The sequence below is a fragment of the Blastococcus sp. TF02A-35 genome (assembly GCF_004571075.1).
GTDB lineage: Bacteria > Actinomycetota > Actinomycetes > Mycobacteriales > Geodermatophilaceae > Blastococcus.
Genome location: NZ_SPQP01000012.1, coordinates 1 through 21,118, shown reverse-complemented (window position 1 = coordinate 21,118; position 21,118 = coordinate 1). Strand labels below are relative to the sequence as shown.

Annotated in this window: 21 protein-coding genes and 1 pseudogene; 15 read left to right on the top strand and 7 right to left on the bottom strand. The window is 74.5% G+C overall.

The features are described 5' to 3' along the window. Entirely contained in the window at nucleotides 1–393 is a 393-nt protein-coding gene (locus E4P43_RS07985) for a hypothetical protein (RefSeq protein ID WP_135144936.1), read from the bottom strand. Between the two features lie 199 nt (nucleotides 394–592). Between E4P43_RS07985 and E4P43_RS07980 the strand changes: the two genes are divergently transcribed. From E4P43_RS07980 to E4P43_RS19850, 9 genes are all read left to right on the top strand, one after another. Further along, entirely contained in the window at nucleotides 593–2,260 is a 1,668-nt protein-coding gene (locus E4P43_RS07980; RefSeq protein WP_135144935.1) for a molybdopterin-dependent oxidoreductase, read from the top strand. 146 nt (nucleotides 2,261–2,406) lie between these two features. Next, complete coding sequence (locus tag E4P43_RS07975; RefSeq protein ID WP_135144934.1) at nucleotides 2,407–3,066, top strand: fasciclin domain-containing protein; 660 nt, start codon at nucleotides 2,407–2,409, stop codon at nucleotides 3,064–3,066. 118 nt (nucleotides 3,067–3,184) lie between these two features. Continuing rightward, nucleotides 3,185–3,739: an orotate phosphoribosyltransferase gene (pyrE, locus tag E4P43_RS07970; protein ID WP_209313781.1), complete on the top strand. Its 555-nt coding sequence runs from the start codon at nucleotides 3,185–3,187 to the stop codon at nucleotides 3,737–3,739. A 93-nt stretch (nucleotides 3,740–3,832) separates the two neighbouring features. Next, nucleotides 3,833–5,254 carry an FAD-linked oxidase C-terminal domain-containing protein gene (locus tag E4P43_RS07965; RefSeq protein WP_135144933.1) on the top strand — a complete coding sequence of 474 codons (1,422 nt, stop codon included), beginning with the start codon at nucleotides 3,833–3,835 and terminating at the stop codon, nucleotides 5,252–5,254. After that, nucleotides 5,251–6,609 (top strand): FAD-dependent oxidoreductase, encoded by a 1,359-nt coding sequence (locus E4P43_RS07960; protein ID WP_135144932.1) that lies wholly within the window; start codon nucleotides 5,251–5,253, stop codon nucleotides 6,607–6,609. Before E4P43_RS07965 ends, E4P43_RS07960 begins: the two co-directional genes overlap by 4 nt. Before the next feature lie 41 nt (nucleotides 6,610–6,650). Continuing rightward, nucleotides 6,651–7,127 (top strand): hypothetical protein, encoded by a 477-nt coding sequence (locus E4P43_RS07955; RefSeq protein WP_135144931.1) that lies wholly within the window; start codon nucleotides 6,651–6,653, stop codon nucleotides 7,125–7,127. Nucleotides 7,128–7,247: 120 nt separating this feature from the next. Next, complete coding sequence (fbaA, locus tag E4P43_RS07950) at nucleotides 7,248–8,282, top strand: class II fructose-bisphosphate aldolase (RefSeq protein WP_135144930.1); 1,035 nt, start codon at nucleotides 7,248–7,250, stop codon at nucleotides 8,280–8,282. After that, nucleotides 8,282–8,689, top strand: coding sequence for a DUF3151 domain-containing protein (locus E4P43_RS07945; protein ID WP_135144929.1), 408 nt, complete (start codon nucleotides 8,282–8,284; stop codon nucleotides 8,687–8,689). The genes fbaA and E4P43_RS07945 overlap by 1 nt, the downstream gene beginning before the upstream one ends. A gap of 205 nt (nucleotides 8,690–8,894) precedes the next feature. Continuing rightward, nucleotides 8,895–9,038, top strand: coding sequence for a GPGG-motif small membrane protein (locus tag E4P43_RS19850; protein WP_167759117.1), 144 nt, complete (start codon nucleotides 8,895–8,897; stop codon nucleotides 9,036–9,038). Between the two features lie 24 nt (nucleotides 9,039–9,062). Here E4P43_RS19850 and E4P43_RS07940 read toward each other — a convergent pair whose 3' ends face one another. The 3 genes from E4P43_RS07940 to E4P43_RS07930 all read right to left on the bottom strand — a co-directional run bounded on the left by E4P43_RS07940 (nucleotide 9,063) and on the right by E4P43_RS07930 (nucleotide 11,662). Further along, a complete protein-coding gene (locus E4P43_RS07940) occupies nucleotides 9,063–9,890 on the bottom strand; it encodes an ATP-binding cassette domain-containing protein (RefSeq protein ID WP_135144928.1) in 828 nt (275 codons plus the stop codon). Then, nucleotides 9,887–10,939: an ABC transporter permease gene (locus tag E4P43_RS07935; protein ID WP_167759116.1), complete on the bottom strand. Its 1,053-nt coding sequence runs from the start codon at nucleotides 10,937–10,939 to the stop codon at nucleotides 9,887–9,889. Before E4P43_RS07935 ends, E4P43_RS07940 begins: the two co-directional genes overlap by 4 nt. Before the next feature lie 108 nt (nucleotides 10,940–11,047). Further along, on the bottom strand, nucleotides 11,048–11,662 hold the full coding sequence (locus tag E4P43_RS07930; RefSeq protein WP_135144926.1) for a hypothetical protein: 615 nt from the start codon (nucleotides 11,660–11,662) through the stop codon (nucleotides 11,048–11,050). An 87-nt stretch (nucleotides 11,663–11,749) separates the two neighbouring features. Between E4P43_RS07930 and E4P43_RS07925 the strand changes: the two genes are divergently transcribed. Together E4P43_RS07925 and rsgA are read left to right on the top strand one after the other, a co-directional pair. Continuing rightward, complete coding sequence (locus E4P43_RS07925) at nucleotides 11,750–13,039, top strand: adenylosuccinate synthase (protein WP_135144925.1); 1,290 nt, start codon at nucleotides 11,750–11,752, stop codon at nucleotides 13,037–13,039. Nucleotides 13,040–13,087: 48 nt separating this feature from the next. After that, entirely contained in the window at nucleotides 13,088–14,107 is a 1,020-nt protein-coding gene (gene rsgA / locus E4P43_RS07920; protein WP_135144924.1) for a ribosome small subunit-dependent GTPase A, read from the top strand. Nucleotides 14,108–14,111: 4 nt separating this feature from the next. Here the strand turns inward: rsgA and E4P43_RS07915 are convergent, their stop codons facing one another. Then, nucleotides 14,112–15,101, bottom strand: a complete 990-nt coding sequence (locus tag E4P43_RS07915; protein ID WP_245159000.1) for a glycerophosphodiester phosphodiesterase family protein — start codon at nucleotides 15,099–15,101, stop codon at nucleotides 14,112–14,114. A 260-nt stretch (nucleotides 15,102–15,361) separates the two neighbouring features. Between E4P43_RS07915 and purD the strand changes: the two genes are divergently transcribed. Further along, on the top strand, nucleotides 15,362–16,642 hold the full coding sequence (gene purD, locus E4P43_RS07910; protein WP_135144922.1) for a phosphoribosylamine--glycine ligase: 1,281 nt from the start codon (nucleotides 15,362–15,364) through the stop codon (nucleotides 16,640–16,642). Next, complete coding sequence (locus E4P43_RS19845) at nucleotides 16,639–17,034, top strand: hypothetical protein (protein WP_167759115.1); 396 nt, start codon at nucleotides 16,639–16,641, stop codon at nucleotides 17,032–17,034. The genes purD and E4P43_RS19845 overlap by 4 nt, the downstream gene beginning before the upstream one ends. Here E4P43_RS19845 and E4P43_RS07900 read toward each other — a convergent pair. Continuing rightward, nucleotides 17,031–18,410: an AI-2E family transporter gene (locus E4P43_RS07900; protein ID WP_135144921.1), complete on the bottom strand. Its 1,380-nt coding sequence runs from the start codon at nucleotides 18,408–18,410 to the stop codon at nucleotides 17,031–17,033. The two genes, E4P43_RS19845 and E4P43_RS07900, sit on opposite strands and share 4 nt — an antisense overlap. A gap of 103 nt (nucleotides 18,411–18,513) precedes the next feature. Between E4P43_RS07900 and purB the strand changes: the two genes are divergently transcribed. Both purB and E4P43_RS07890 read left to right on the top strand, forming a co-directional pair. Beyond that, entirely contained in the window at nucleotides 18,514–19,821 is a 1,308-nt protein-coding gene (gene purB, locus E4P43_RS07895; protein WP_135144920.1) for an adenylosuccinate lyase, read from the top strand. Next, entirely contained in the window at nucleotides 19,818–20,681 is an 864-nt protein-coding gene (locus tag E4P43_RS07890; RefSeq protein WP_209313780.1) for a phosphoribosylaminoimidazolesuccinocarboxamide synthase, read from the top strand. Before purB ends, E4P43_RS07890 begins: the two co-directional genes overlap by 4 nt. Before the next feature lie 33 nt (nucleotides 20,682–20,714). On the opposite strand, the pseudogene E4P43_RS07885 reads toward E4P43_RS07890, so the two are convergent. After that, a pseudogene (locus tag E4P43_RS07885) lies at nucleotides 20,715–21,118 on the bottom strand (hypothetical protein); the annotation flags it as partial.

Genomic DNA, 21,118 nt, shown 5'->3' with positions numbered 1-21,118 from the left:
TCAGCCGCCGGCCGGGGCCAGCCACTCGCGGGTCGTGCGGGCCAGCAGGCTCGCGGCCGCGGAGACCGACAGGACGAGCAGCAGCAGCGAGATGACGGTGACGCCGCCCGCGGTCAGCGTCGTCGTCAGCACCAGGAGCGCGAGGACGACCGCGCCGACGAGGCCCAGCCAGCGTCCCCAGCCCCGGCGGCTCTCGACGGCACCGGCCGACACCGCGTAGACCAGCCCGAGCACGAGCGGCGCCGTGGTGTTGATGAGCAGGAACTGCTCGGCCTCCGGCCGGGTGAGGCCCGCGGTCATCAGCGACTGGATCAGCCCGTCGCGGCCGAGGACCGTGATCACCACGTAGAGCAGCAGCAGGACCCCCAGGGTGGCCAGGAGCGCGACGGCCATCCGGACCGACGTCGGCCTCGACGCGGGGGTCGCGGGGTCTGCGGGGCTGGGAGCTGGGGTGGCCGGCACGGCCCCAGCCTGGCAGACGGCGAGGTCGGCGCCGCACCGCCACGAGCGGGAGCCGTCGCGGCGGGCGCCGGAAGATTTTCGGGACGGGTGAATCCGGATCCGACCCGGCGTGCGAATGCCAGTCGTGACCATGACCGAGCAGGACCCGCGAGCCACCTCCCGCGGCGCCGGCCGGAAGCCCGGCGTCCGCCGGCTGCTGGCCGCGCTGGCGGGGCTGCTGGCCGCCGCGGTGGCGCTCGGCGTCGCGGAGCTGGTGGCCGCGCTCGTGGGCCCCGCCTCCTCCCCGGTCGTGGCCGTCGGCGACGCCGCGATCACGCTGACCCCCGAGCCGGTCAAGGCCTTCGCCATCCGGACCTTCGGCGAGAACGACAAGATCGCCCTGATCGTCGGCACGCTGGTGGTCATCGCGCTCTACGCGCTGGTGATCGGCCTGGTCGGGCTGCGCAACCGCGTGCTCGGCGTCGCCGGCATCGCGCTGTTCGGGCTGGTCGGCGTCGTCGCCGCGGTGACCCGGCCGGCCGGCGGCCCGCTCAACGGCCTCCCCGCGCTGGTCGGCGCCATCGTCGGGGCGTTCGCCCTGCTGGCCCTGCTGTCCCCGCTGCAGACCCCGGCCGCCGCCGAGGACGCCGACGGCGCGGAGCGGCCCGCAGAGGGTGCGGCGTCGCCCGGCCTCGCCGGCCGGCTGCGCGACGCGCTGGGCGCCGGGGACCGCAAGGGCGCCGGCATGGACCGGCGCCGGTTCTTCCTCACCAGCGGCGTGGCCGTCGGCGTCGCCGCGGTCGCCGGTGGTGGCGGCAAGCTCCTCCAGCAGCGCTTCGACGTCGCCGGTGAGCGGGGCGACCTGGCCCTGCCGCGGCCGGCCTCGCCCGCCCCGGCGCTCCCCGCTGGTGCCGACCTCGCGCCCGGCGTCGAGGGCCTGACCCCGCTGGTCACGCGCAACCGCGACTTCTACCGGGTGGACACCGCCATCACGGTGCCGCAGATCCGCCCGTCGGAGTACCAGCTGACCCTCACGGGCAAGTTCGACAGCCCGCAGACGTACACGCTGCAGCAGCTCTTCGACCGCGACGACATCATCGAGCGGGACATCACGCTCACCTGCGTCTCGAACGAGGTCGGCGGTCGGCTGGCCGGGACCGCCCGCTGGCTGGGCGTGCCCCTGGGTGCCTTCCTGCGCGAGAACGGCATCCGGGACGACAGCGACCAGCTGGTCTGCACCTCGCAGGACGGGATGACCATCGGCGCCCCGACCCGCTCGGCCCTCGGGGTCGAGGACGCGATGCTGGCCTTCGGCATGAACGGCGAGCCGCTGCCGGTCGAGCACGGCTTCCCCGTGCGGATGCTCATCCCCGGTCTCTACGGCTACGTCTCCGCCTGCAAGTGGCTCACCCGGATCGACGCCACCACCTTCGACGCCTTCGACCCCTACTGGGTCGAGCGCGACTGGGCCGCCGAGGCGCCGATCAAGGTCTTCAGCCGGGTCGACACCCCCGCGCCGCTGCGGGCGTTCCCCCCGGGCCGCCGGGCGATCGCCGGGGTGGCCTGGGCGCAGACCCGCGGCATCGCCCGCGTCGAGGTCAAGGTCGACGAGGGGGACTGGGTGGAGGCCGAGCTCTCCCCGGAGGTCGACGCCGACCTGTGGCGCCAGTGGGTGCTGCCCTACGACTTCGCGACCGGCCAGCACACGCTCACCGTCCGGGCCACCAGCACCGACGGCGAGACGCAGACCGAGGAGCGGGCCGCCCCCTTCCCGAACGGTGCCAGCGGCTGGCACTCGGTGCGGGTGGTCGTCCGCTGAGAAACCGTCCGGTGCCACCACCGGACGCCCCCACAGACCCGTCCCGGCCCCCGCCGGCGGCGAACCCCCCGGTCGCTCCCGCGGCCGGTGCACCACCCCGACCGCGACACCGACGTCGCACGGAACAGGACAGGAGCACCACCGACATGAAGCGCACCCTTTCCCGCAGCATCCTGGTCACCGCCGTCTCCACGCTCGCGATCACGCTGAGCGCCTGCGGCGGCTCCGACGAGGGCTCCGAGAGCAGCGCCTCGGGCTCGTCCAGCAGCAGCTCCTCGGCCTCCGAGAGCTCCGCGATGCCCATGTCCGACGCGCCGTTCGGCCCGGCCTGCGCCCAGGTGCCCACCGAGGGCGAGGGCAGCGTCGAGGGCATGTCGGACGACCCGGTGGCCACCGCCGCGAGCAACAACCCCGTCCTGTCGACCCTGGTCCAGGCGGTCACCGCCGCCAACCTCGGCGACACGCTGAACAGCGCCGAGGACATCACCGTGCTGGCCCCGGCCAACCCGGCGTTCGAGGCCGTCCCGGCGGACGCGCTCCAGGGCCTGCTGGGCGACACCCAGGCCCTGACCACGGTGCTCACCCACCACGTCATCCAGGGTCGCCTGACCCCGGAGGAGCTGGCCGGCACGCACACCACGCTGAACGGTGACGAGGTCACCATCGAGGGGTCCGGCGAGGACTTCTCGATCGCCATGGACGGCACCGTCGTCGGCATGGAGGCCTCGGTGGTCTGCGGCAACGTCCAGACCGCCAACGCCACCGTCTACGTCATCGACCAGGTCCTCAAGCCTGCCGGTATGTGAGCGAGGGCCCCGTCCTCCCACCCCTCGTGAGCCGGGGCGGGAACGGGGACGCAGGCCGACAGGGCCGCCGCCGGACTCGGTCCGACGGCGGCCCTCCGGCGTGTCTAGGGTCGGACCCATGACGGCTGCTCCCGCCCTGCCCGACCGCGACCGGCTGCTGCAGCTGATCGTCGACCTCGCCGTGGTCCACGGGAAGGTCACGCTCTCCTCGGGCAAGGAGGCGGACTGGTACATCGACATGCGCCGGCTCACGCTGCACCACGAGGGTGCCCCGCTGGTCGGGCGCGTGATGCGGCAGCTGACCGGTGACCTGCGCTACGACGTCGTCGGCGGCCTCACCCTGGGCGCGGACCCGGTGGCGACGGCGATGCTGCACGCGGCCGCTGCGGGCGAGGGCTTCCTCGACGCCTGCGTGGTGCGCAAGGCGGGCAAGGCGCACGGTCTGCAGCGGCGGATCGAGGGGCCGGACGTCGCGGGCCGCGCCGTGCTGGTCGTCGAGGACGTGTCGACCACCGGCGGCAGCCCCCTGACCGCGGCCCAGGCGCTGCAGGAGGCGGGCGCCGAGGTCATCGGCGTCGCCGTCATCGTGGACCGGGGCGGGCGGCAGGCGGTCGAGGAGGCGGGCTTCGAGTACCGCGCCGCCTTCACCCTCGCCGACCTCGGCCTGGCATAAGGACCCCGTCGCCCCCCAGCCCTCGCTCCGCTCGGGCCGGGCCCCTGCGGCGGGGCCGTTCCAGCAGGTCACCGTGAGCCGTACGGTGTGACCGTGACCACAGTCGCCACCTCGTGGCTCGCCGAGCTCACCGACGCGCTGGGCGCCGACGGCGTCCTCACCGACCCCGACGTCACCGCCTCCTACGCCCGGGACCAGGCGATGCTGGCCCCGGCCGGCACCCCCGCGGCGGTGGTCCTCCCGCGCAGCACCGACGACGTCGTGGCGGTGATGCGAGTGGCCGCGCGGCACGGCGTCCCGGTCGTCCCCCGCGGCGCCGGCTCAGGGCTGGCCGGCGGCAGCAACGCCGTCGACGGCGGCATCACCGTGGTCATGACCCGCATGGACGCCGTCCTGGAGATCTCGCCGGCCGACCGGCTGGTGGTCGTCCAGCCCGGAGTGGTGAACAAGCAGCTGCGCGACGCCGTCGCCGGGTCGGGGCTGTTCTACCCACCGGACCCGTCCAGCTACGACTGGTGCACGATCGGCGGCAACCTCGCCACCAACTCCGGCGGCCTGTGCTGCGTGAAGTACGGGGTCACCACCGACTACGTGCTCGGCCTGGAGGTCGTGCTCGCCGACGGCCGGGTGCTGCGTACCGGGCGGCGGACGGTCAAGGGCGTGGCCGGCTACGACCTGGCCCGGCTGTTCGTGGGCTCGGAGGGCACGCTCGGCATCATCACCGAGGCCACGCTGGCGCTGCGTCCCGCGCCGAAGGCCCCGGTGACCCTCGCCGCCTCGTTCGCGACGACGGCGCAGGCGGGGCAGGTCGTGGAGCGGGTGGTCACCTCCGGCCTGGTGCCCAGCCTGCTCGAGATCATGGACGGCACCTGCATCCGCACCGTGGACCGGGTGCTCAAGGCCGGCCTCGACGACGGCACCCGGGCGCTGCTGGTCGCCCAGTCCGACAGCGGGGGCGTGACCGCGGCGGAGGAGATCGCGGCGCTCACGGTCCTCTGCGAGGAGGCCGGGGCCCAGCTCGTGCACTCCACCGACGACCAGGCCGAGGGCGACCTGCTGCTGCAGGCCCGGCGGATGGCGCTGCCGGCGCTGCAGCAGGTGGGCGGCGCGATGCTGATCGACGACGTCGCCGTCCCGCGCTCCCGGATCGCCGCCTTCCTCGACGGCTGCGACGCGATCGCGGCCACCCGGGACCTCACCGTCGGCGTCGTCGGGCACGCCGGCGACGGCAACATGCACCCCACCGTCTGCTTCGACGACGGCGACCCCGGCCAGCGGGAGCGGGCCTACGGCGCCTTCGACGACATCCTCGAGCTCGGGCTGGCGCTGGGCGGCACGATCACCGGCGAGCACGGCGTGGGCACCATCAAGCTGGACTGGCTCGAACGCGAGATCGGCCCCGTGTCGCTGGACGTGCACCGGTCCATCAAGGCCGCTCTCGACCCGGCCGGGCTGCTCAACCCCGGGACGGTGTTCCGGCAGGCGGGCCGACCGGGTGGAACGCTGACCGCATGAGCGGATCCCGGGAGCGGCTGGTGGTCATCGGTGGGGACGCCGCCGGCATGTCCGCGGCGGCGCAGGCGCGTCGCCTGCGCGACGCCGACGACCTCGAGATCGTGGTGCTGGAGCAGGGGTCGGACGTCTCCTTCTCCGCGTGCGGCATCCCGTACTGGATCGGCGGCCAGGTGGAGCGGCGGGAGCAGCTCATCGCCCGCACGCCCGCCGAGTTCGAGGCAAGGGGCATCACCGTCCGCACGGGCACCCGCGCGGAGGGCATCGAGACCGACGCCGGGAAGGTGGTCACGGCCGACGGCGAGCGGATCGGCTACGACCGCCTGGTGGTCGCCACCGGTGGGCGCCCGGCGCGGCCACCGATCCCAGGGCTGGACGCTCCCGGTGTGTACGGGGTGCACCGGCTGGACGACGGCGCGGCGATCCGCTCCGCCCTCGACGCCGGTGCCAGGCGGGGCCTGGTCCTCGGGGGCGGCTACATCGGGCTGGAGATGGCCGAGGTCCTGCACCGGCGGGGCCTCGAGGTGACCGTCGTGCTCGCCGATCCGCTGCCCATGCAGCTGCTCGACGCCGACATGGGTGAGCGGGTGCGCGACGGCATGGGTGCGATGGGGATGGACGTGCACACCGACCAGGCCGTGCGCGAGGTGCTGGTGGACCGGTCCGGTCGCGCGTGCGGGGTCCGCACCGATGCCGGGACCTACGAGGCCGACATCGTGGTCCTGGGGCTGGGCATGGGGCCGGAGGTCGCGCTCGCCGAGGCCGCCGGCATCGGGCTGGGCACCACCGGCGCGATCGACGTCGACCGCACCCAGCGGACCAGGTCGCACCCGGAGATCTACGCCGCCGGGGACTGCGCGCAGACCTTCCACCGGGTGACGGGGGAGGTCGCGCACGTCGCGCTGGGCACGCACGCCAACAAGCAGGGCCGGGTCGCGGGCTCTGTCATCGGTGGCCGGGCCGCGCGCTTCGCCGGCGTCCTGGGGACGGCCCTCACCAAGGTCGGCGAGATCGAGGTCGCCCGCACAGGGCTGTGCACCACCCAAGCGGAGGAGGCCGGGTTCGACTACCGGACCGACACGATCGAGGCGACGACCAAGGCCGGCTACTTCCCCGGTGCGGAGGAGATCGCCATCAAGCTGCTCAGCGAGGCGGGTTCCGGCCGGCTGATCGGGGCGCAGATCGTCGGCGGGCCCGGCTCCGGCAAGCGCATCGACGTGCTGGCCGCGGCCATCTGGGCGGGCATGACCGCCGAGGACCTGGCCGGCTCCGACCTCTCTTACGCCCCACCGTTCTCGCCCACGTACGACCCGGTCGTGGTCGCCGCCCGCGTGGTGAGCCGGACCGAGCAGGGCTGAGCGGGTGGCGGCCGGCGACGTCGCCCCCGACGGGCGCTGAGGTGGTCGCGCTGGGCGGGCGACGGGCAGTCCTGGGGCTGGCGCTGCTGCTCACGGCGCCGGGGTGCACCTCACCGGCCGAGCTGGACCCGGACGCCGCCCAGGTCACGACCACGGGCGGGTGCGACACCCCGGCCGGCGCCGCGCTCGAGCCCGTCGAGGTCCCGGCCGACGGCGGGACCGTCACCGCCCTGCCGTTCGCCGATCTACCGGTCCGCGAGGGCGAGGAGCTGAAGGTGGTGTGGCGGGTGACGGGGCAGGGGGAGCTGCAGGTGACGCCGGTCCGCCCCGACGGCAGCGAGGCGGCCCTCGCGTTCGGGCCGCGGGCGCACGGCAGCAGCTCCTTCCCCGCGCCCGGCGACGAGTGGGGGACCGGGGTCCTCCTGGACGCTCCCGGCTGCTGGGAGCTGCGGGTGACCCGTGGCGACCTCGGCGCGACCCTGCCCGTACCGGTGCTACCGGCGGGGGACGGCGGTTGAGCGCCGGCTCGCCCGGTCGGGGTCCGCCGCGCCCCGTGGTGCCGCGGCCGCAGGCGCGGCGCGATACTGATCACCGACGTACAGCGCCGTACACGCCGCTCACCGCAAGGAGTGCTCCGCATGCCCATCGCGACCCCTGAGGTCTACGCCGACATGATCAACCGGGCCAAGGAGGGCGGTTTCGCCTACCCGGCGATCAACTGCACCTCGTCCGAGACGATCAACGCGGCGCTCCGCGGGTTCGCCGACGCGGGCAGCGACGGCATCATCCAGTTCTCCACCGGCGGCGCGGAGTTCGGCTCCGGCACCAAGGTGAAGGACATGGTCACCGGCGCCGTCGCGCTGGCCGAGTTCGCGCACGTGGTGGCCGAGAGGTACCCGGTCAACGTCGCGCTGCACACCGACCACTGCCCCAAGGACAAGCTGGACTCCTACGTCCGCCCGCTGATCGCGCTGTCCCAGGACCGCGTGGACGCCGGCCAGGCGCCGCTGTTCCAGTCGCACATGTGGGACGGCTCGGCGATCGACCTCGAGGAGAACCTCCAGATCGCCGAGGAGCTCATCGACAAGTGCGCGGCCGCCAAGATCGTGCTCGAGCTCGAGATCGGCGTCGTCGGCGGCGAGGAGGACGGCGTCGCGCACGACATCAACGAGAAGCTCTACACCGCCCCCGGTGACTTCGTCGCCACCGCGAAGGCCCTCGGCCTCGGCGAGCGCGGCGTCTACCTGCTCGCTGCGACCTTCGGCAACGTGCACGGCGTCTACAAGCCGGGCAACGTGAAGCTGCGGCCGGAGATCCTCAAGCAGGGCCAGGACGTCGTCAGCGCCGAGCTCGGCCTCGGCGAGGGTGCCAAGCCGTTCAACTTCGTCTTTCACGGTGGCTCGGGCTCGGCGCAGTCGGAGATCCGCGAGGCGCTCTCCTACGGCGTCGTGAAGATGAACGTCGACACCGACACCCAGTACGCCTTCACCCGGCCGATCGCCGGCCACATGTTCAGCAACTACGACGGCGTGCTGAAGGTCGACGGCGAGGTCGGCAACAAGAAGACCTACGACCCGCGCAGCTACCTCAAGGCCGCCGAGACGAACATGGCCGCCCGCGTCGTCGAGGCGTGCGAGGACCTGCTGTCCGCCGGCCAGTCGCAGGGCGCCTGATGACCCACTCCCACGGCAACCTGCTCGGCGAGCCGGACCCGACCCTGCTGCCGGGCAACCCCGAGGCCGAGCGCGAGCTCGCCGACGGCGTCCCGGCCGCCGAGGTCGCGGCGCACCACCCGACGGTGAGCGCCGCGTGGGCGGCGCTGGCCGAGGGGGCGCTGGCCGACGGTCGCACCATCGAGGCCTACGCCTACGCCCGCACCGGCTACCACCGCGGGCTGGACGCGCTGCGCCGCAACGGCTGGAAGGGCTTCGGCCCGGTGCCGTGGTCGCACGAGCCCAACCGCGGCTTCCTGCGCTGCGTGAGGGTCCTGGCGTCGGCGGCCGGCGCGATCGGCGAGACGGGCGAGCAGGAGCGCTGCACCCAGCTGCTGCGCGACTGCGACCCCACGCTCGTCCCGTAGGCAGGCTGGTCCCGGCGGCCGGTCCGGTGGCCGGGACCTGCTCCCGCGGAGTTCCCGTGACGTCGAGTAACGAGAATTCGTGGTCCCATCTCAGGGTGCGCCGCTGACCAGGTCTTTCTCGCGCGGTGTTTGCGAGTTGATCGTGAAGAGCATCACTGAGCGTGCACGGCGCCGACCGGGCGCCCGCAGAGATGGGGATTGAGCAATGGTGACCCTGTTGTGGATCCTTGCCGTCATCCTGGTGGTCTCCGGGATCTTCGCGATCATCCGTGGGCAGATGCTGTGGGGCATCGTGCTGATCGTCGTCGGGCTGCTGGTCGGCCCGGGTGGTGTCAGCCTCTTCGCCTGACCATCCCTGACCGCCCTCCCCGGCTCAGCGCTCGCCGAGCTCCGGGTGCAGGGCGGTCAGGGCGTCCGTCAGGGTCGTGAGCGAGTCGCCACCGGCCATCAGCGCGGTCAGCTCGTCGGCGTCGATGTCGTCGCGGGTCAGGTTCCCGGCCACGCTGCCGTGGGCCAGCAGCAGGAAGCGGTCGCCGATCAGGTGGGCGTAGCGCGGGTTGTTCGTCACGACGACGACCGCCAGCCCCTGGGCCCGCGCCGCCAGGATCGCCTGCCCGAACAGGGTCTGCCGGGCCACGGTCATGGGCGTGGCCGGCTCGTCGATGACCAGGGCGCGGGCCCCGAAGTGCAGCGCGCGGGCGACCGCGAGGCTCTGCCGCTCGCCGGCCTGCAGCGCGCTGGCCGGCTGGTCGGGGTCCAGCCCGGTGACACCGACGCGCGCCATCGCGCGCACCGTGGTGGCCCGGGCGCCCTCGACGTCCAGCCGGCGCAGCGGCCAGATGCCGCGCGTGGGCTCCGCGCCCAGGAAGAAGTTCCGCCAGATCGACAGCAGCGGCGCGACGGCGAGGTCCTGCCACACGGTGGCGATGCCGAGGGCGCGCGCCTGCCGCGCGGAGCGGAAGCGCACCGGCACCCCCGCGACCAGCAGCTCGCCCTCGTCGTGCCGCCGCAGGCCGGAGAGCACCGAGACCAGCGTGGACTTGCCCGAGCCGTTCTCCCCGAGCACGCAGGTGATCTCGCCCGGCTGCAGGACGGCGCTCACCCGGTTGAGCGCCGGCACGTTGCCGTGCCGCACCGTGACCCCGCGGAGCTCGACGGCGGGCGTCGTCGGCGGCTGGTCCGGGAGGAGCGCGGTGCTCATGACCGGGGCCTCGCCTTCAGCCGGCGGCGCACGACGCCGTTGGCGAGCAGGGCCAGCAGCAGCAGGCCGCCGAGCAGCGTCTGGAACCAGCGGGGGTCCCACCCGGCCAGCGTGATGCCCTGCCGGGCCACCGCGTAGAGGAGGGCGGCCACCGCCGCGCCCACCGCCGACCCGTACCCGCCGGTGAGCAGGCAGCCGCCGATGACCGCGACCACCACGAAGTCCAGGGCGGTGCCGAGGTCGGCGTTGCCCAGCTGCACGCTCTCCAGCCGGAACAGCCCCAGCGTGCCGATGAGCCAGCCCGCGGTCGCGGTGAGGCAGAACAGCGCCACGGTGGTCCGCCGCACCGGGACGCCCAGCTCCCGCGCGGCGCGGCGGGCACCGCCCCCGGCGAACACGGCGTTGCCGAACTTCGTCCGCCACAGCGCCCAGGTGGCGAGCGCGGTGGCGACCAGCCACCACACGACGGCGACGTGGAAGCGGCCGCTGCCGATCTCGGCCGACGAGCCGAACACCGTCGCGGCGGAGCCCCAGCCGGTGGCGTCGTCCAGGCCGCGGATCTGGGCCGAGCCGGCGACGGCCTCGAACCCGGCGAGCGAGGCTCCCTGCAACACCAGGAACGTGGCCAGGGTGACCAGGAAGCTCGGCAGCCCGGTGTTCACCACCAGCACGCCGTTGACCAGGCCGATCGCCAGGGCTCCGAGCAGCGAGACCAGCAGCGCCGGCCAGGCCGGCCACCCCCCGGGGCCGACCAGGAGGGCGGTCAGCAGCGAGCTGGCCACCGCCACGGCGCCCACGGACAGGTCGAACTGGCCGGCGATCAGCAGGAGGGCGACCGCCACGGCCCCGATGCCCAGGGGTGCGGCGACGTCCAGGACGCCCGCCAGACCGCTGTCGGTCCGCAGCCCCGGCGCCTGCAGGCCGAAGAAGACGACGACCACGACGAGGGCGACGACGGCGGGCAGGCTCGGCCGCGCCAGGGCCCGCGCGAGGAACCGGCGGCCGGGCGCGGGGCGGGCAGGGCCGAACGGCGGCCGGTCACCGATCACCGTCGGGATGACCCGGCGGCGGGGGAACAGGACGTCGGCAGCGGGTCCTCCTCGGGCGTGCGGGTGCCCTCAGTGTCCACGACGGGCCGGGCGGTGCCGCGGGGCGTCCTACGGCTGGAGCCGCCACCGGACGCGGTCGTCGGCGTACCAGGTCCAGCGGTTGACCGGCCGCGGGTAGGGGACGCCGTCCCGCAGGACCCGCGCCGGGTCGCTCGCCACCTGCAGTGCCCGGCCGCTGGTGTGCCGGGTCGGCCGCAGCGGCAGCGTCATGACGGTGACCCCGATGGTGTCGACGGCGGTCCAGTCCGGCCGGACGTCGATGCGGGTGACCTCGCCGTCGGCAACCCGGATGTCGTCGTGGTGGGCCTGCAGCCCGACGCGGCGCGACAGGGACCGCCGGCCACCGCCGGCCGCCTCGATCCGGCCGTGGTGCAGCAGGACGCCGCCGTGGTCGTCCCGGACAAGCGTGAGGTCGCGCGGTCCGCCGGTCCCGATGCCGAGGGCGCGGCCGAGGGCGACGGAGGACTTGTCGGCGCCGGGCTCCCAGGCCACGGGGACCTCGGCGGTCCGGCCCGCCTTGAGCAGCGTGGCGAGCACCGCCGACAGGGCGGGGACGGGACCCCGCACCACCACCGCGTCCGCGGCGCGGACCGGCTCCAGCTGGGTCGGCCGGGGCGCTTCACCGGGCTCCAGGCGACGGAGGTCCAGCTCGACGGAGGACATGCGGATACCCTGCCACCTGCCGGCCGGGAACCTCCCGGGTGCGGTCCCACCGCCCCGGCACCCCGACGCAAGGAGATCCAGGAGCCGATGCCCGCAGTCGTGCTGATCGGTGCCCAGTGGGGCGACGAAGGCAAGGGCAAGGCCACCGACCTGCTCGGCGGCCGAGTTCCCTACGTCGTCCGGTACCAGGGCGGCAACAACGCCGGCCACACGGTGATCACGCCGGACGGCGAGAAGTACGCCCTCCACCTGATCCCGTCGGGCATCCTCACGCCCGGGTGCACCCCCGTGATCGGCAACGGCGTGGTGATCGACCCCGAGGTGCTCATCAAGGAGCTGGCGGGTCTGGAGGAGCGCGGGGTGGACACCTCGCGGCTGGTCATCTCCTCCGACGCGCACTTGATCATGCCGCACCACCGGGCGCTGGACAAGGTCACCGAGCGGTTCCTGGGCAAGCGCAAGATCGGGACGACGGGCCGCGGCATCGGCCCCGCCTACGGCGACAAGGTCGCCCGCGTGGGCATCCGCGTGCAGGACCTGCTCGACCTCTCGATCCTCCGGCAGAAGCTCGAGGGCACGCTCCAGGAGAAGAACCAGGTCCTGGTCAAGGTCTACAACCGCAAGGCCATCGACGTCGACGAGGTCGTCGAGGAGTACACGCGGTACGCCGAGCAGCTCAAGCACCGGATCGTCGACACCCGGCTGCTGCTGGGCAAGGCCCTCGACGCCGGTGAGTGGGTGCTCCTCGAGGGGTCGCAGGGCACGCTGCTCGACGTCGACCACGGCACGTACCCGTTCGTGACGTCGTCCAACCCGACCGCCGGTGGCGCGGCCGTCGGCGCCGGGGTCGGCCCGACCCGCATCGAGCGGGTCGTCGGCATCCTCAAGGCCTACACGACCCGCGTCGGCTCCGGCCCGTTCCCGACCGAGCTGCACGACCAGTGGGGCGAATACCTGCGCAAGCACGGTGGCGAGGTCGGCGTCACCACCGGCCGCGACCGGCGCTGCGGCTGGTTCGACGCCGTCGTCGCCCGCTACGCCAGCCGGGTCAACGGGATCACCGACTACTTCCTCACCAAGCTCGACGTGCTCTCGGGCCTGGAGACGGTGCCGATCTGCGTGGCCTACGAGATCGACGGCGTCCGGCACGACGAGATGCCGATGACGCAGACCGACTTCCACCACGCGAAGCCGGTCTACGAGGAGATGCCCGGCTGGTTCGAGGACATCCGGCACTGCCGGACGTTCGACGAGCTGCCCGCCGCCGCGCAGGCCTACGTCCGCCGGCTCGAGGAGCTCTCCGGCGCGCGCATCAGCGTGATCGGCGTCGGCCCCGGCCGCGACGAGAACGTCGTCATCCACGACCTGATCGCCTAGCGGAAAACCCGGCGACAGCCGGCGGCCGGGGGCGCCACCATCTCCGGCGTGGACCTCACCGCGCTGGGCTGGACGGCCGACCGCGTCGCCGACCTCCCGCCGGGCTGCGAGCCCGGCCGGGTGCTGCGGGTCGACCGCGGCCGGCTGACGGTGCACGCCGCCGACGGCGAGCGGCGCGTCCACCCGGCGGCCGGCCTGCACGAGGGCGCGGCGCCGGCCGTGGGTGACTGGGTCGCGCTGCGCGGTGAGCTGGCCGTCGCCGTCCTGCCCCGCCGCAGCGCCTTCACCCGCACGGCCGCCGGGCGGACGTCGGCGGCGCAGGTGGTGGCGGCCGACGTGGACGTCGTCCTGGTCGTGGACGCCCTGGTCGGCGAGGCCCGGGTGCGCCGGATCGAGCGGTACCTCGCCGTGGCGTGGGGCAGCGGGGCGGCGCCCGCCGTCGTGCTGACCAAGGCCGACCTGTGCGACGACGTGGCCGCCGTCGTCGCGCAGGTCGCCGAGGACGCGCTCGGCGTCCCGGTCCTGCCGGTCAGCTCGCTGACGGGCGAGGGGCTGGACGCCGTCCGGTCGCTGGTCGGCCCGGGGCGGACGGCGGCGATGGTCGGGCCCTCGGGCGTGGGCAAGTCCAGCCTGGCCAACGCCCTCGCGGGCCGTGCGGTCGCCGGCACGCAGGACATCCGGGAGGACGGGCGCGGCCGGCACACGACGACCGCCCGCGAGCTGCACGTGCTGCCCGGGGGCGGGCTGCTGGTCGACACCCCCGGCATGCGCGAGCTCGCGCTCTACGACGACGAGGACGGCGTCGCGCAGGCCTACGCCGACGTGGTCGGGCTCGCGGCGGAGTGCCGCTACCGGGACTGCGAGCACCGCACCGAGCCCGGCTGCGCGGTCGCCGCCGCGGTCGACGACGGGCGGCTGGACCCCGCGCGGCTCACCGCGTGGCGGAAGCTGGAGGGCGAGGCGCGACGGCAGCTGCTCCGGGTCGACGCGCGGGCGCGCGCCGACGAGCGGAAGCGGCTGCGCTCGCTGCACCGGTCGATGCGCGAGCGGCCCTACCGGGCCCGGTGAGGAGTCAGACCAGCTGGGCGGCGACGGCGGTACGTGCCCGGACGGCGTGGTCGGGGGAGTCGGTGATCAGCCCGTCGACGCCCAGCCCCAGCAGCTCCGCGGCGTCGCCGACGGCGTCGCCCAGGCCCTCCGGCGCGTCGCCCCGGCGCAGGTGCGCCGGCAGGAAGGTGTTCTCCGCCCGCAGCGTCCAAACGAAGACCGACAGCTGGGCGGCGTGCGCCTGGTCGACCAGGTGCCCGCTGCCCGGGCGGGCGGCGGCGGCGCTGGCCAGGACCCGCTCCCGGCTGGGGGCGATCGCCTGGGCGTAGGTGGAGATCTCCCGGAGGCCCGAGGGCGTGGTCATCGCGTCCCCGGTGGGGACGTCGTCGATGAGCTGGGCCATCTGCGGGCCGCCGTCGCCCAGGCGGGCGCGCAGCTCACGCAGCAGGGCGGCGTCGAACGACTGGATGAGCACGCTGCCGTCGGCCCGGTCGGCGCCCAGGCGGCGCAGCTCCTCGGCCACGAGGGCGCCCAGCGGGAGCGCGTCCCCGTCGACGACCTCGGGGCTCTTCAGCTCGGCGAGCACGCGGATCTGGCGGTCCGCGGTCGACCGGCAGCGGGCCAGCTCGACGACCTCGCCGAGCGTGAGGATGCCGAACCGGCCGTCGTAGGCGGTGTTGAGCGGCCGCAGGGCGGGCATCCGCTCGACGGCGCGCAGAGTGCGCAGCTCGGCGTAGGTGAAGTCCTCGGTGAACCAGCCGGTGCACAGCTCCCCGTCGACCACCTTCGAGGTGTGGCGGTCGGCGAACTCCGGGTGCTCGGCCACGTCGGTGGAGAGGGAGAGCTCGCTCTCGTGCCGGACGACGAGCACGCCGTCGCGGCTGACCACGACGTCGGGCTCGATGAGGTCGGCACCCAGGTCGATGGCCAGCTCGAAGCTCGCCGTGGTGTGCTCCGGCCGGTAGGCCGGGGCTCCACGGTGTCCGATGACGACGGGCCGGGGAAGGCGTGTCACTGGTCGAATCGCCAGCGACTCGGTCGCGCGCATGGCACCCACAACACAGGAATCGGGTGAATCGCGCGGGAACTGAAGGAGACGGATTGCGCACAACTGAGCACACAGCGCGCTGACCAGGCTCGTGACAGCCTTTATATGAGGTAGATCACATGAGGTGTCTGGGGTTTCTGAGGTTTAGAAGCCGTGGGAGCGGTCACGTCCCGGCGGCTCTGCCCGCTGGGTGCCCGTGCTCCGCGGGGTCGGTAGGGTCGCCAGCCGTGCGCGTGCTGGTGATCGGCTCCGGTGCCCGGGAGCACGCCCTGTGCGTGGCTCTGCAGTCCGACCCCGCGGTGAGCGCGCTCGCCTGCGCCCCCGGGAACGCCGGCACGCGGGGGACCGCCCCGCCGCCGCCCGGCGGCGAGGCGCTCGCGGTCGCCGACCCGGTCGCCGTCGCCGACCTCGCGCGGGGCTGGCGGGCCGACCTCGTGGTCGTCGGCCCCGAGGTGCCGCTCGTCGCCGGGGTCGCCGACGCCGTGCGCGAGGCCGGCATCGCCTGCTTCGGCCCGTCCGCTCAGGCGGCCCAGCTCGAGGGCAGCAAGTCCTTCGCCAAGCACGTGATGACCGCGGCCGGGGTGCCCACCGCCCGGTCCTGGGCCGTCGGCGGTCCTGCGGAGCTGGAGACCGCCCTCGACGAGGTGGCCGCGCTCACCGGCGGTGCTCCGTACGTGGTCAAGGACGACGGGCTGGCGGCCGGCAAGGGTGTCGTCGTCACCCCCGACCGCGACGCCGCCGCGGCGCACGGGCGGGCCGTCCTCGACGCCGGCGGCTCGGTCCTGGTCGAGGAGTACCTGGACGGGCCGGAGGTCTCCCTCTTCGCCGTCACCGACGGGACGACGGTGCTGCCGCTGGTCCCGGCACAGGACCACAAGCGGCGCGACGACGGCGACGGCGGGCCCAACACCGGCGGCATGGGCGCCTACGCACCGCTGCCCTGGGCGCCGGCCGGGCTGGTCGAGGAGGTCCTCGCGACCGTGCTGCAGCCGACCGTCGACGAGATGGCGCGGCGCGGCGAGACCTTCAGCGGCCTGCTCTACGCCGGTCTCGCGCTCACCTCCCGTGGCGTGCGGGTCGTCGAGTTCAACGCCCGGTTCGGCGACCCCGAGACCCAGGTGGTGCTGCCGCTGCTGGAGACGCCCCTCGGCGGGCTGCTGCACGCGGCGGCCACCGGCTCGCTCGCCGAGCACCCGCCGCTGCGCTGGCGCGACGGCGCCGCCGTCACCGTCGTCGTCGCGGCACCGGGCTACCCGGACCGCCCGCGCACCGGCGACCCCGTCACCGGTGCCGACGGCGAGGGCGTCCTGCACGCCGGGACCGCGCTCGCCCCCGACGGAACGGTCGTCTCCGCCGGCGGCCGGGTGCTGGCCGTGACGGCGGTCGGCGAGGACCTCGCCGCGGCGCGGCAGGCGGCCTACGAGCGCGTGGCGGGCGTGCGGCTGGCCGACGCGCACTGGCGCACCGACATCGCGCTGGCCGCCGTCGAGGGCCGGATCGCGCCGTGAGCGACCCCGACGAGGTCTGGAACCGCGCCTGCGATCCGTACGCGCCCTTCACCCACCCCGGGGACGCCGCGCTCGCCGCGGTGCTGCTCTGCCACGGGATGGCGATGAACGGCGGCCTGCTGCACGCGGTGGAGAGCCTGGAGCCCGGCCAGCGGGCAGCCGCGGCCGACGGCTTCCGGGCCCTGGGGCTCGACGCGGCCGCCGACGCCGTCGAGGAGGTCGCGCGGCAGGCCGCCGCCCTGGACCCCGAGGACCCGGACGCCGGCGAGCGGCTGGAGGAAGAGGCCAACCGGCGCTACGAAGCGGCGCTGCCGGGGTGGGACGCCGAGATCCAGGCTGCGTTCGAGGACCACCTGGCCGCGCACCCCGAGGCCTACGCCCCGCTGGGCTAGCCGCCCGCCGTCACCACGGGGCGGACCCGCTCCGGCCGCGGCTCGGGCGGGCGTGGCCCTTCGTTCCGGCGGCTCAGGTAGGTCCCGGCGACGTTCACGCAGGCCACGGTCGGGACGGCGATCAGCGCGCCGAAGATCCCGCCGACGAGCAGCCCCGCCGCGATGGCGAGGACGACCGCCAGCGGGTGCACGTGCACCGCCCGGCCCAGCAGCAGCGGCTGCAGGACGTGGCCCTCCAGCTGCATGACCGCGATGACGACCGCCAGGGCGATGAGCGCCTTGATCGGGCCGACCGACACCAGGGCCACCAGGACGGCGACCGACCCGGCGAGGAACGAGCCGATGATCGGGATGAACGCACCGAGGAAGACCAGCGCGGCCAGCGGGATCACCAGCGGCACGCCCAGGATCGCCAGCCCGATCCCGATGCCGACCGCGTCGACGAGCGCGACGGCCACGGTGGCCCGGACGTAGGAGATCAGCGTCCGCCAGGCCCGGCGTGCCGCCTCGTCCAGGAACGCCTGCGACTCGCGGGGGAACAGCCCCACCAGCCACAGCCAGATGGACCGGCCGTCCTTGAGGAAGAAGAAGAGCGTGAACAGCGCCAGGACGATGCCGGTGAAGACCTCGCCGACCGTGGTTGCGGTGGTGATCGCCCCCGAGGCGATCGTCTCCTGGTTGGCGACGAGGGTGTCCTGCAGCTGGACGACGGCGTCCTCGAGCTGGCCCCGGCTGATGGGGAAGCTGCGGACGACGAAGTTCTGCACCTGGGTGATGCCCTCGCTGACCTGGTCGGCGAGGTCGCTGAAGCCGGTGCTGATCTGCTGGACGACCAGCGTGATGATCCCCGAGACGACGCCCAGGCCGACGACGAGCATGGTCAGCGCGGACAGCGACCGCGGCCAGCCGTTGCGCACCATCGCCGCCGCACCGGGCTGCAGGAGGGCCGCGAGCAGCAGCGCCACGATCACCGGGACGACCACGACCGCGACGTAGGCCATCGCGACCAGCAGCGCGTACAGGCCGGCCACCACGACCAGCAGCCGCCACGACCAGGCCGCCGCCGTGCGCAGGGTGGTGGGCACGAACTCCTCGGCGTGGATGCGGGGGCCCGGGTCGCCCAGGAGCGGGCGGTCGAGCTCCTCGCGGCGCTGCGGGCGCCCGTTCTCCGGGGGGCCGCTCACGCTGCCGGGGGCGAGGGCGCCGTCGAGGTCGGGCGCGCCGGGCGCGGGGCTGCCGAGCGGGGGAGGGCCGTCGTCGGCGGGCGGCTCGGGACGCGCGGGGCGCTCCTCGGGCCAGCCGTGCGGGTCGTGCTCGCGGGCGGCGCGGATGCGCTCGCGGGCCCGGCCGACGAACTCGCCGGCACGTCCCAGCATGGGCACTCCTCCACCGCCAGTAGGGGCCGTTCGTGATCACGCTAGCCCTACGGGAGACTGTCCCCGTGCTGCGACGAGCTGACCGAGGGCGGGCGGTACCCGCATGATCGAGCGCTACACCCTCCCCGAGATGGGACGGGTCTGGAGCGACGCCCACAAGTACGAGCTGTGGTGCCGCGTCGAGACGCTGGTGCTCGAGGCCCACGCGGCCGCCGGGCGCGTGCCGGCCGACGTCGTGGAGCCGGTGCGCAACGCGCCCCCGCCCACCCCCGAGCGGGTCGCGGAGATCGAGGAGACGACGCAGCACGACGTCATCGCCTTCCTCACCGCGTGGGCGGACAACACCGAGCCGCGCTCCGCCGCGGCCTTCGTCCACCACGGCATGACCTCCTCGGACCTGCTCGACACCGCGCTGGCCGTCCAGCTCACCGACGCCACCGACGTCCTGCTCGCCAAGGCCGACCGGCTGGTGGCCGCGCTGCGCGACCACGGCCTGGCGCACCGGGGGACGATCCGGGTCGGCCGCACGCACGGCGTGCACGCCGAGCCCGTCGTCTGGGGGCACCGGGTCGCCGACCTCGCCTTCGCCGCCGCCCGGTCCCGGGACCGGCTGCGGGCGGCGCGGGACGCCGTCGGCGTGGTGGCCATCTCCGGCGCCGTCGGCACGTACTCGCTGATCGACCCGTCGGTCGAGCGCACCGTGGCCGACGCGCTGGGGCTGCGGCCGGCCGACGCGTCCACCCAGGTGGTGCTGCGCGACGGCATCAGCGAGTGGGTCTCCGCGCTGGCGATCATCGCCACGGTCTGCGAGGCGGTCGCCCTGGAGGTCCGGCACGGCCAGCGGACCGAGGTGCGTGAGCTGTCCGAGGCGTTCGGGTCGGGCCAGAAGGGCTCGTCGGCGATGCCGCACAAGAAGAACCCGATCCGCTCCGAGCGCATCGCCGGCCTCGCGCGGGTCGTGCGCGCGGCGATCGTGCCGGTGATGGAGGGCATCCCGCTGTGGCACGAGCGCGACATCTCGCACTCGTCGACCGAGCGGGTGTTCCTGCCCGACGCCGCGATCACCACCGACTACCTGCTGAACCTGACGGCGGGCCTGGTCGAGAACCTGGTCGTGGACGCCGACCGGATGCGGGCGAACCTGGAGTCCACCGGCGGGCTCATCTACACCTCCTCGGTGCTGCTGGAGCTGGTGGAGGGCGGGCTGTCCCGCGAGGACGCCTACGCCCTCGTCCAGTCGGCCGCGATGCAGACGTGGAACTCGGGTGCCCCGTTCCGCGAGACGCTGCGGGCACGCGCCGCGGAGTCCGGTGTGACCCTGGACGAGGCCCGGCTGGACGAGATCTGCCGCCCGGAGCGGTACGTGGCCAACCTGGGTCCGCTGTTCGACCGGCTGGCCGCGCTGTCGTGACCGTCGACCTGCCCCTCGTCGCCCGCGGCAAGGTGCGGGAGATCTACGACGCCGGCCCCGAGCAGCTGCTGCTCGTGGCATCGGACCGGATCTCGGCCTACGACTGGGTGCTGCCCACGCCGATCCCCGACAAGGGGAAGGTGCTCACCCAGCTGTCGGTCTGGTGGTTCGAGCAGCTGGCCCCGGTGCTGGCCTCCTTCGGGGCCTCGCACCACCTGGTGTCGGCCGCCGACGTGCCCGCGTCGGTCGCCGGCCGGGCGATGCTCGTGCGGCGGCTGGAGATGCAGCCGGTGGAGTGCGTGGCCCGCGGCTACCTCTCCGGCGGGGGCACGAAGGAGTACGAGCGGACCGGCTCGATCCGCGACGTCGCGCTTCCCGCGGGCCTCGTCGAGGGCTCGCAGCTGCCGGAGCCGGTGTTCACGCCGTCGACCAAGGCGGAGATCGGCGAGCACGACGAGCCGATCGACTTCCCGCGGGTGGTGCAGCTGGTGGGCGCCGAGCGGGCCGAGCAGCTGCGCGAGCTCACGCTGGCGCTGTACCGGCGGGGGGCGGAGGTCGCCCGCGAGGCCGGGATCGTGCTGGCCGACACCAAGTTCGAGTTCGGGGTCGCACCCGACGGCGGGCTGGTGCTCGGCGACGAGGTGCTCACCCCGGACTCGTCCCGCTTCTGGCCGGCTGACACCTGGTCGCCCGGATCGGTGCAGCCCTCCTACGACAAGCAGTTCGTCCGCGACTGGCTGACCTCCTCGGGCTGGGACCGCGTCTCCGAGCCGCCCGAGCTGCCCGACGACGTCGTCGCCGCCACCCGGGAGCGCTACGTCACCGCGTACGAGCAGCTCACCGGCCGCCGCTTCGCCTGACGTCCGGGCTCGCCGGACGTCAGGCGAACCCGGTCAGCGGACGGTGACCCGGCCGGTGCGCCGGTCGACCGTGATGTACCCCCCCTGGAAGTTCTGCCGGACCACGCCGCCGGAGACCATCTCGCCCGAGACGGGGTAGCCGAGGCGCCCGTTCTCCCAGCCCTGGCGGCCCCAGGCGTCCCGGATGGCGCCGAAGGTGGCGTGGGCGCCGGTGGCGGGGGACCAGTGGATGGCGCCGCCCTGGAAGGGCTGCCAGCAGCCGCCGCCGCGCAGGCCGCAGACGACGCCGCCGGTGGGGTAGCCCATGCGTCCGTTCTCCCAGCCCAGCCGGCCCCAGGCCTCGCGGATCATGCCGTCGGTGGCGTGGGCGCCGGTGGTGGGGGACCAGTGGATGGTGCCGCCCTGGAAGGGCTGCCAGCAGCCGCCGCCGCGCAGGC

Bases quoted from the DNA above. Each gene is read 5' to 3' on its own strand.
- E4P43_RS07960 (WP_135144932.1), top strand. From the start codon at position 5,251: ATGAGCGGATCCCGGGAGCGGCTGGTGGTCATCGGTGGGGACGCCGCC.
- E4P43_RS07975 (WP_135144934.1), top strand. From the start codon at position 2,407: ATGAAGCGCACCCTTTCCCGCAGCATCCTGGTCACCGCCGTCTCCACG.
- E4P43_RS07945 (WP_135144929.1), top strand. From the start codon at position 8,282: ATGACCCACTCCCACGGCAACCTGCTCGGCGAGCCGGACCCGACCCTG.
- fbaA (WP_135144930.1), top strand. From the start codon at position 7,248: ATGCCCATCGCGACCCCTGAGGTCTACGCCGACATGATCAACCGGGCC.
- E4P43_RS07900 (WP_135144921.1), bottom strand. From the start codon at position 18,410: ATGCTGGGACGTGCCGGCGAGTTCGTCGGCCGGGCCCGCGAGCGCATC.
- purB (WP_135144920.1), top strand. From the start codon at position 18,514: ATGATCGAGCGCTACACCCTCCCCGAGATGGGACGGGTCTGGAGCGAC.
- E4P43_RS07925 (WP_135144925.1), top strand. From the start codon at position 11,750: ATGCCCGCAGTCGTGCTGATCGGTGCCCAGTGGGGCGACGAAGGCAAG.
- E4P43_RS07980 (WP_135144935.1), top strand. From the start codon at position 593: ATGACCGAGCAGGACCCGCGAGCCACCTCCCGCGGCGCCGGCCGGAAG.
- pyrE (WP_209313781.1), top strand. From the start codon at position 3,185: ATGACGGCTGCTCCCGCCCTGCCCGACCGCGACCGGCTGCTGCAGCTG.
- E4P43_RS07985 (WP_135144936.1), bottom strand. From the start codon at position 393: ATGGCCGTCGCGCTCCTGGCCACCCTGGGGGTCCTGCTGCTGCTCTAC.
- E4P43_RS07930 (WP_135144926.1), bottom strand. From the start codon at position 11,662: ATGTCCTCCGTCGAGCTGGACCTCCGTCGCCTGGAGCCCGGTGAAGCG.
- E4P43_RS07940 (WP_135144928.1), bottom strand. From the start codon at position 9,890: ATGAGCACCGCGCTCCTCCCGGACCAGCCGCCGACGACGCCCGCCGTC.
- E4P43_RS19850 (WP_167759117.1), top strand. From the start codon at position 8,895: ATGGTGACCCTGTTGTGGATCCTTGCCGTCATCCTGGTGGTCTCCGGG.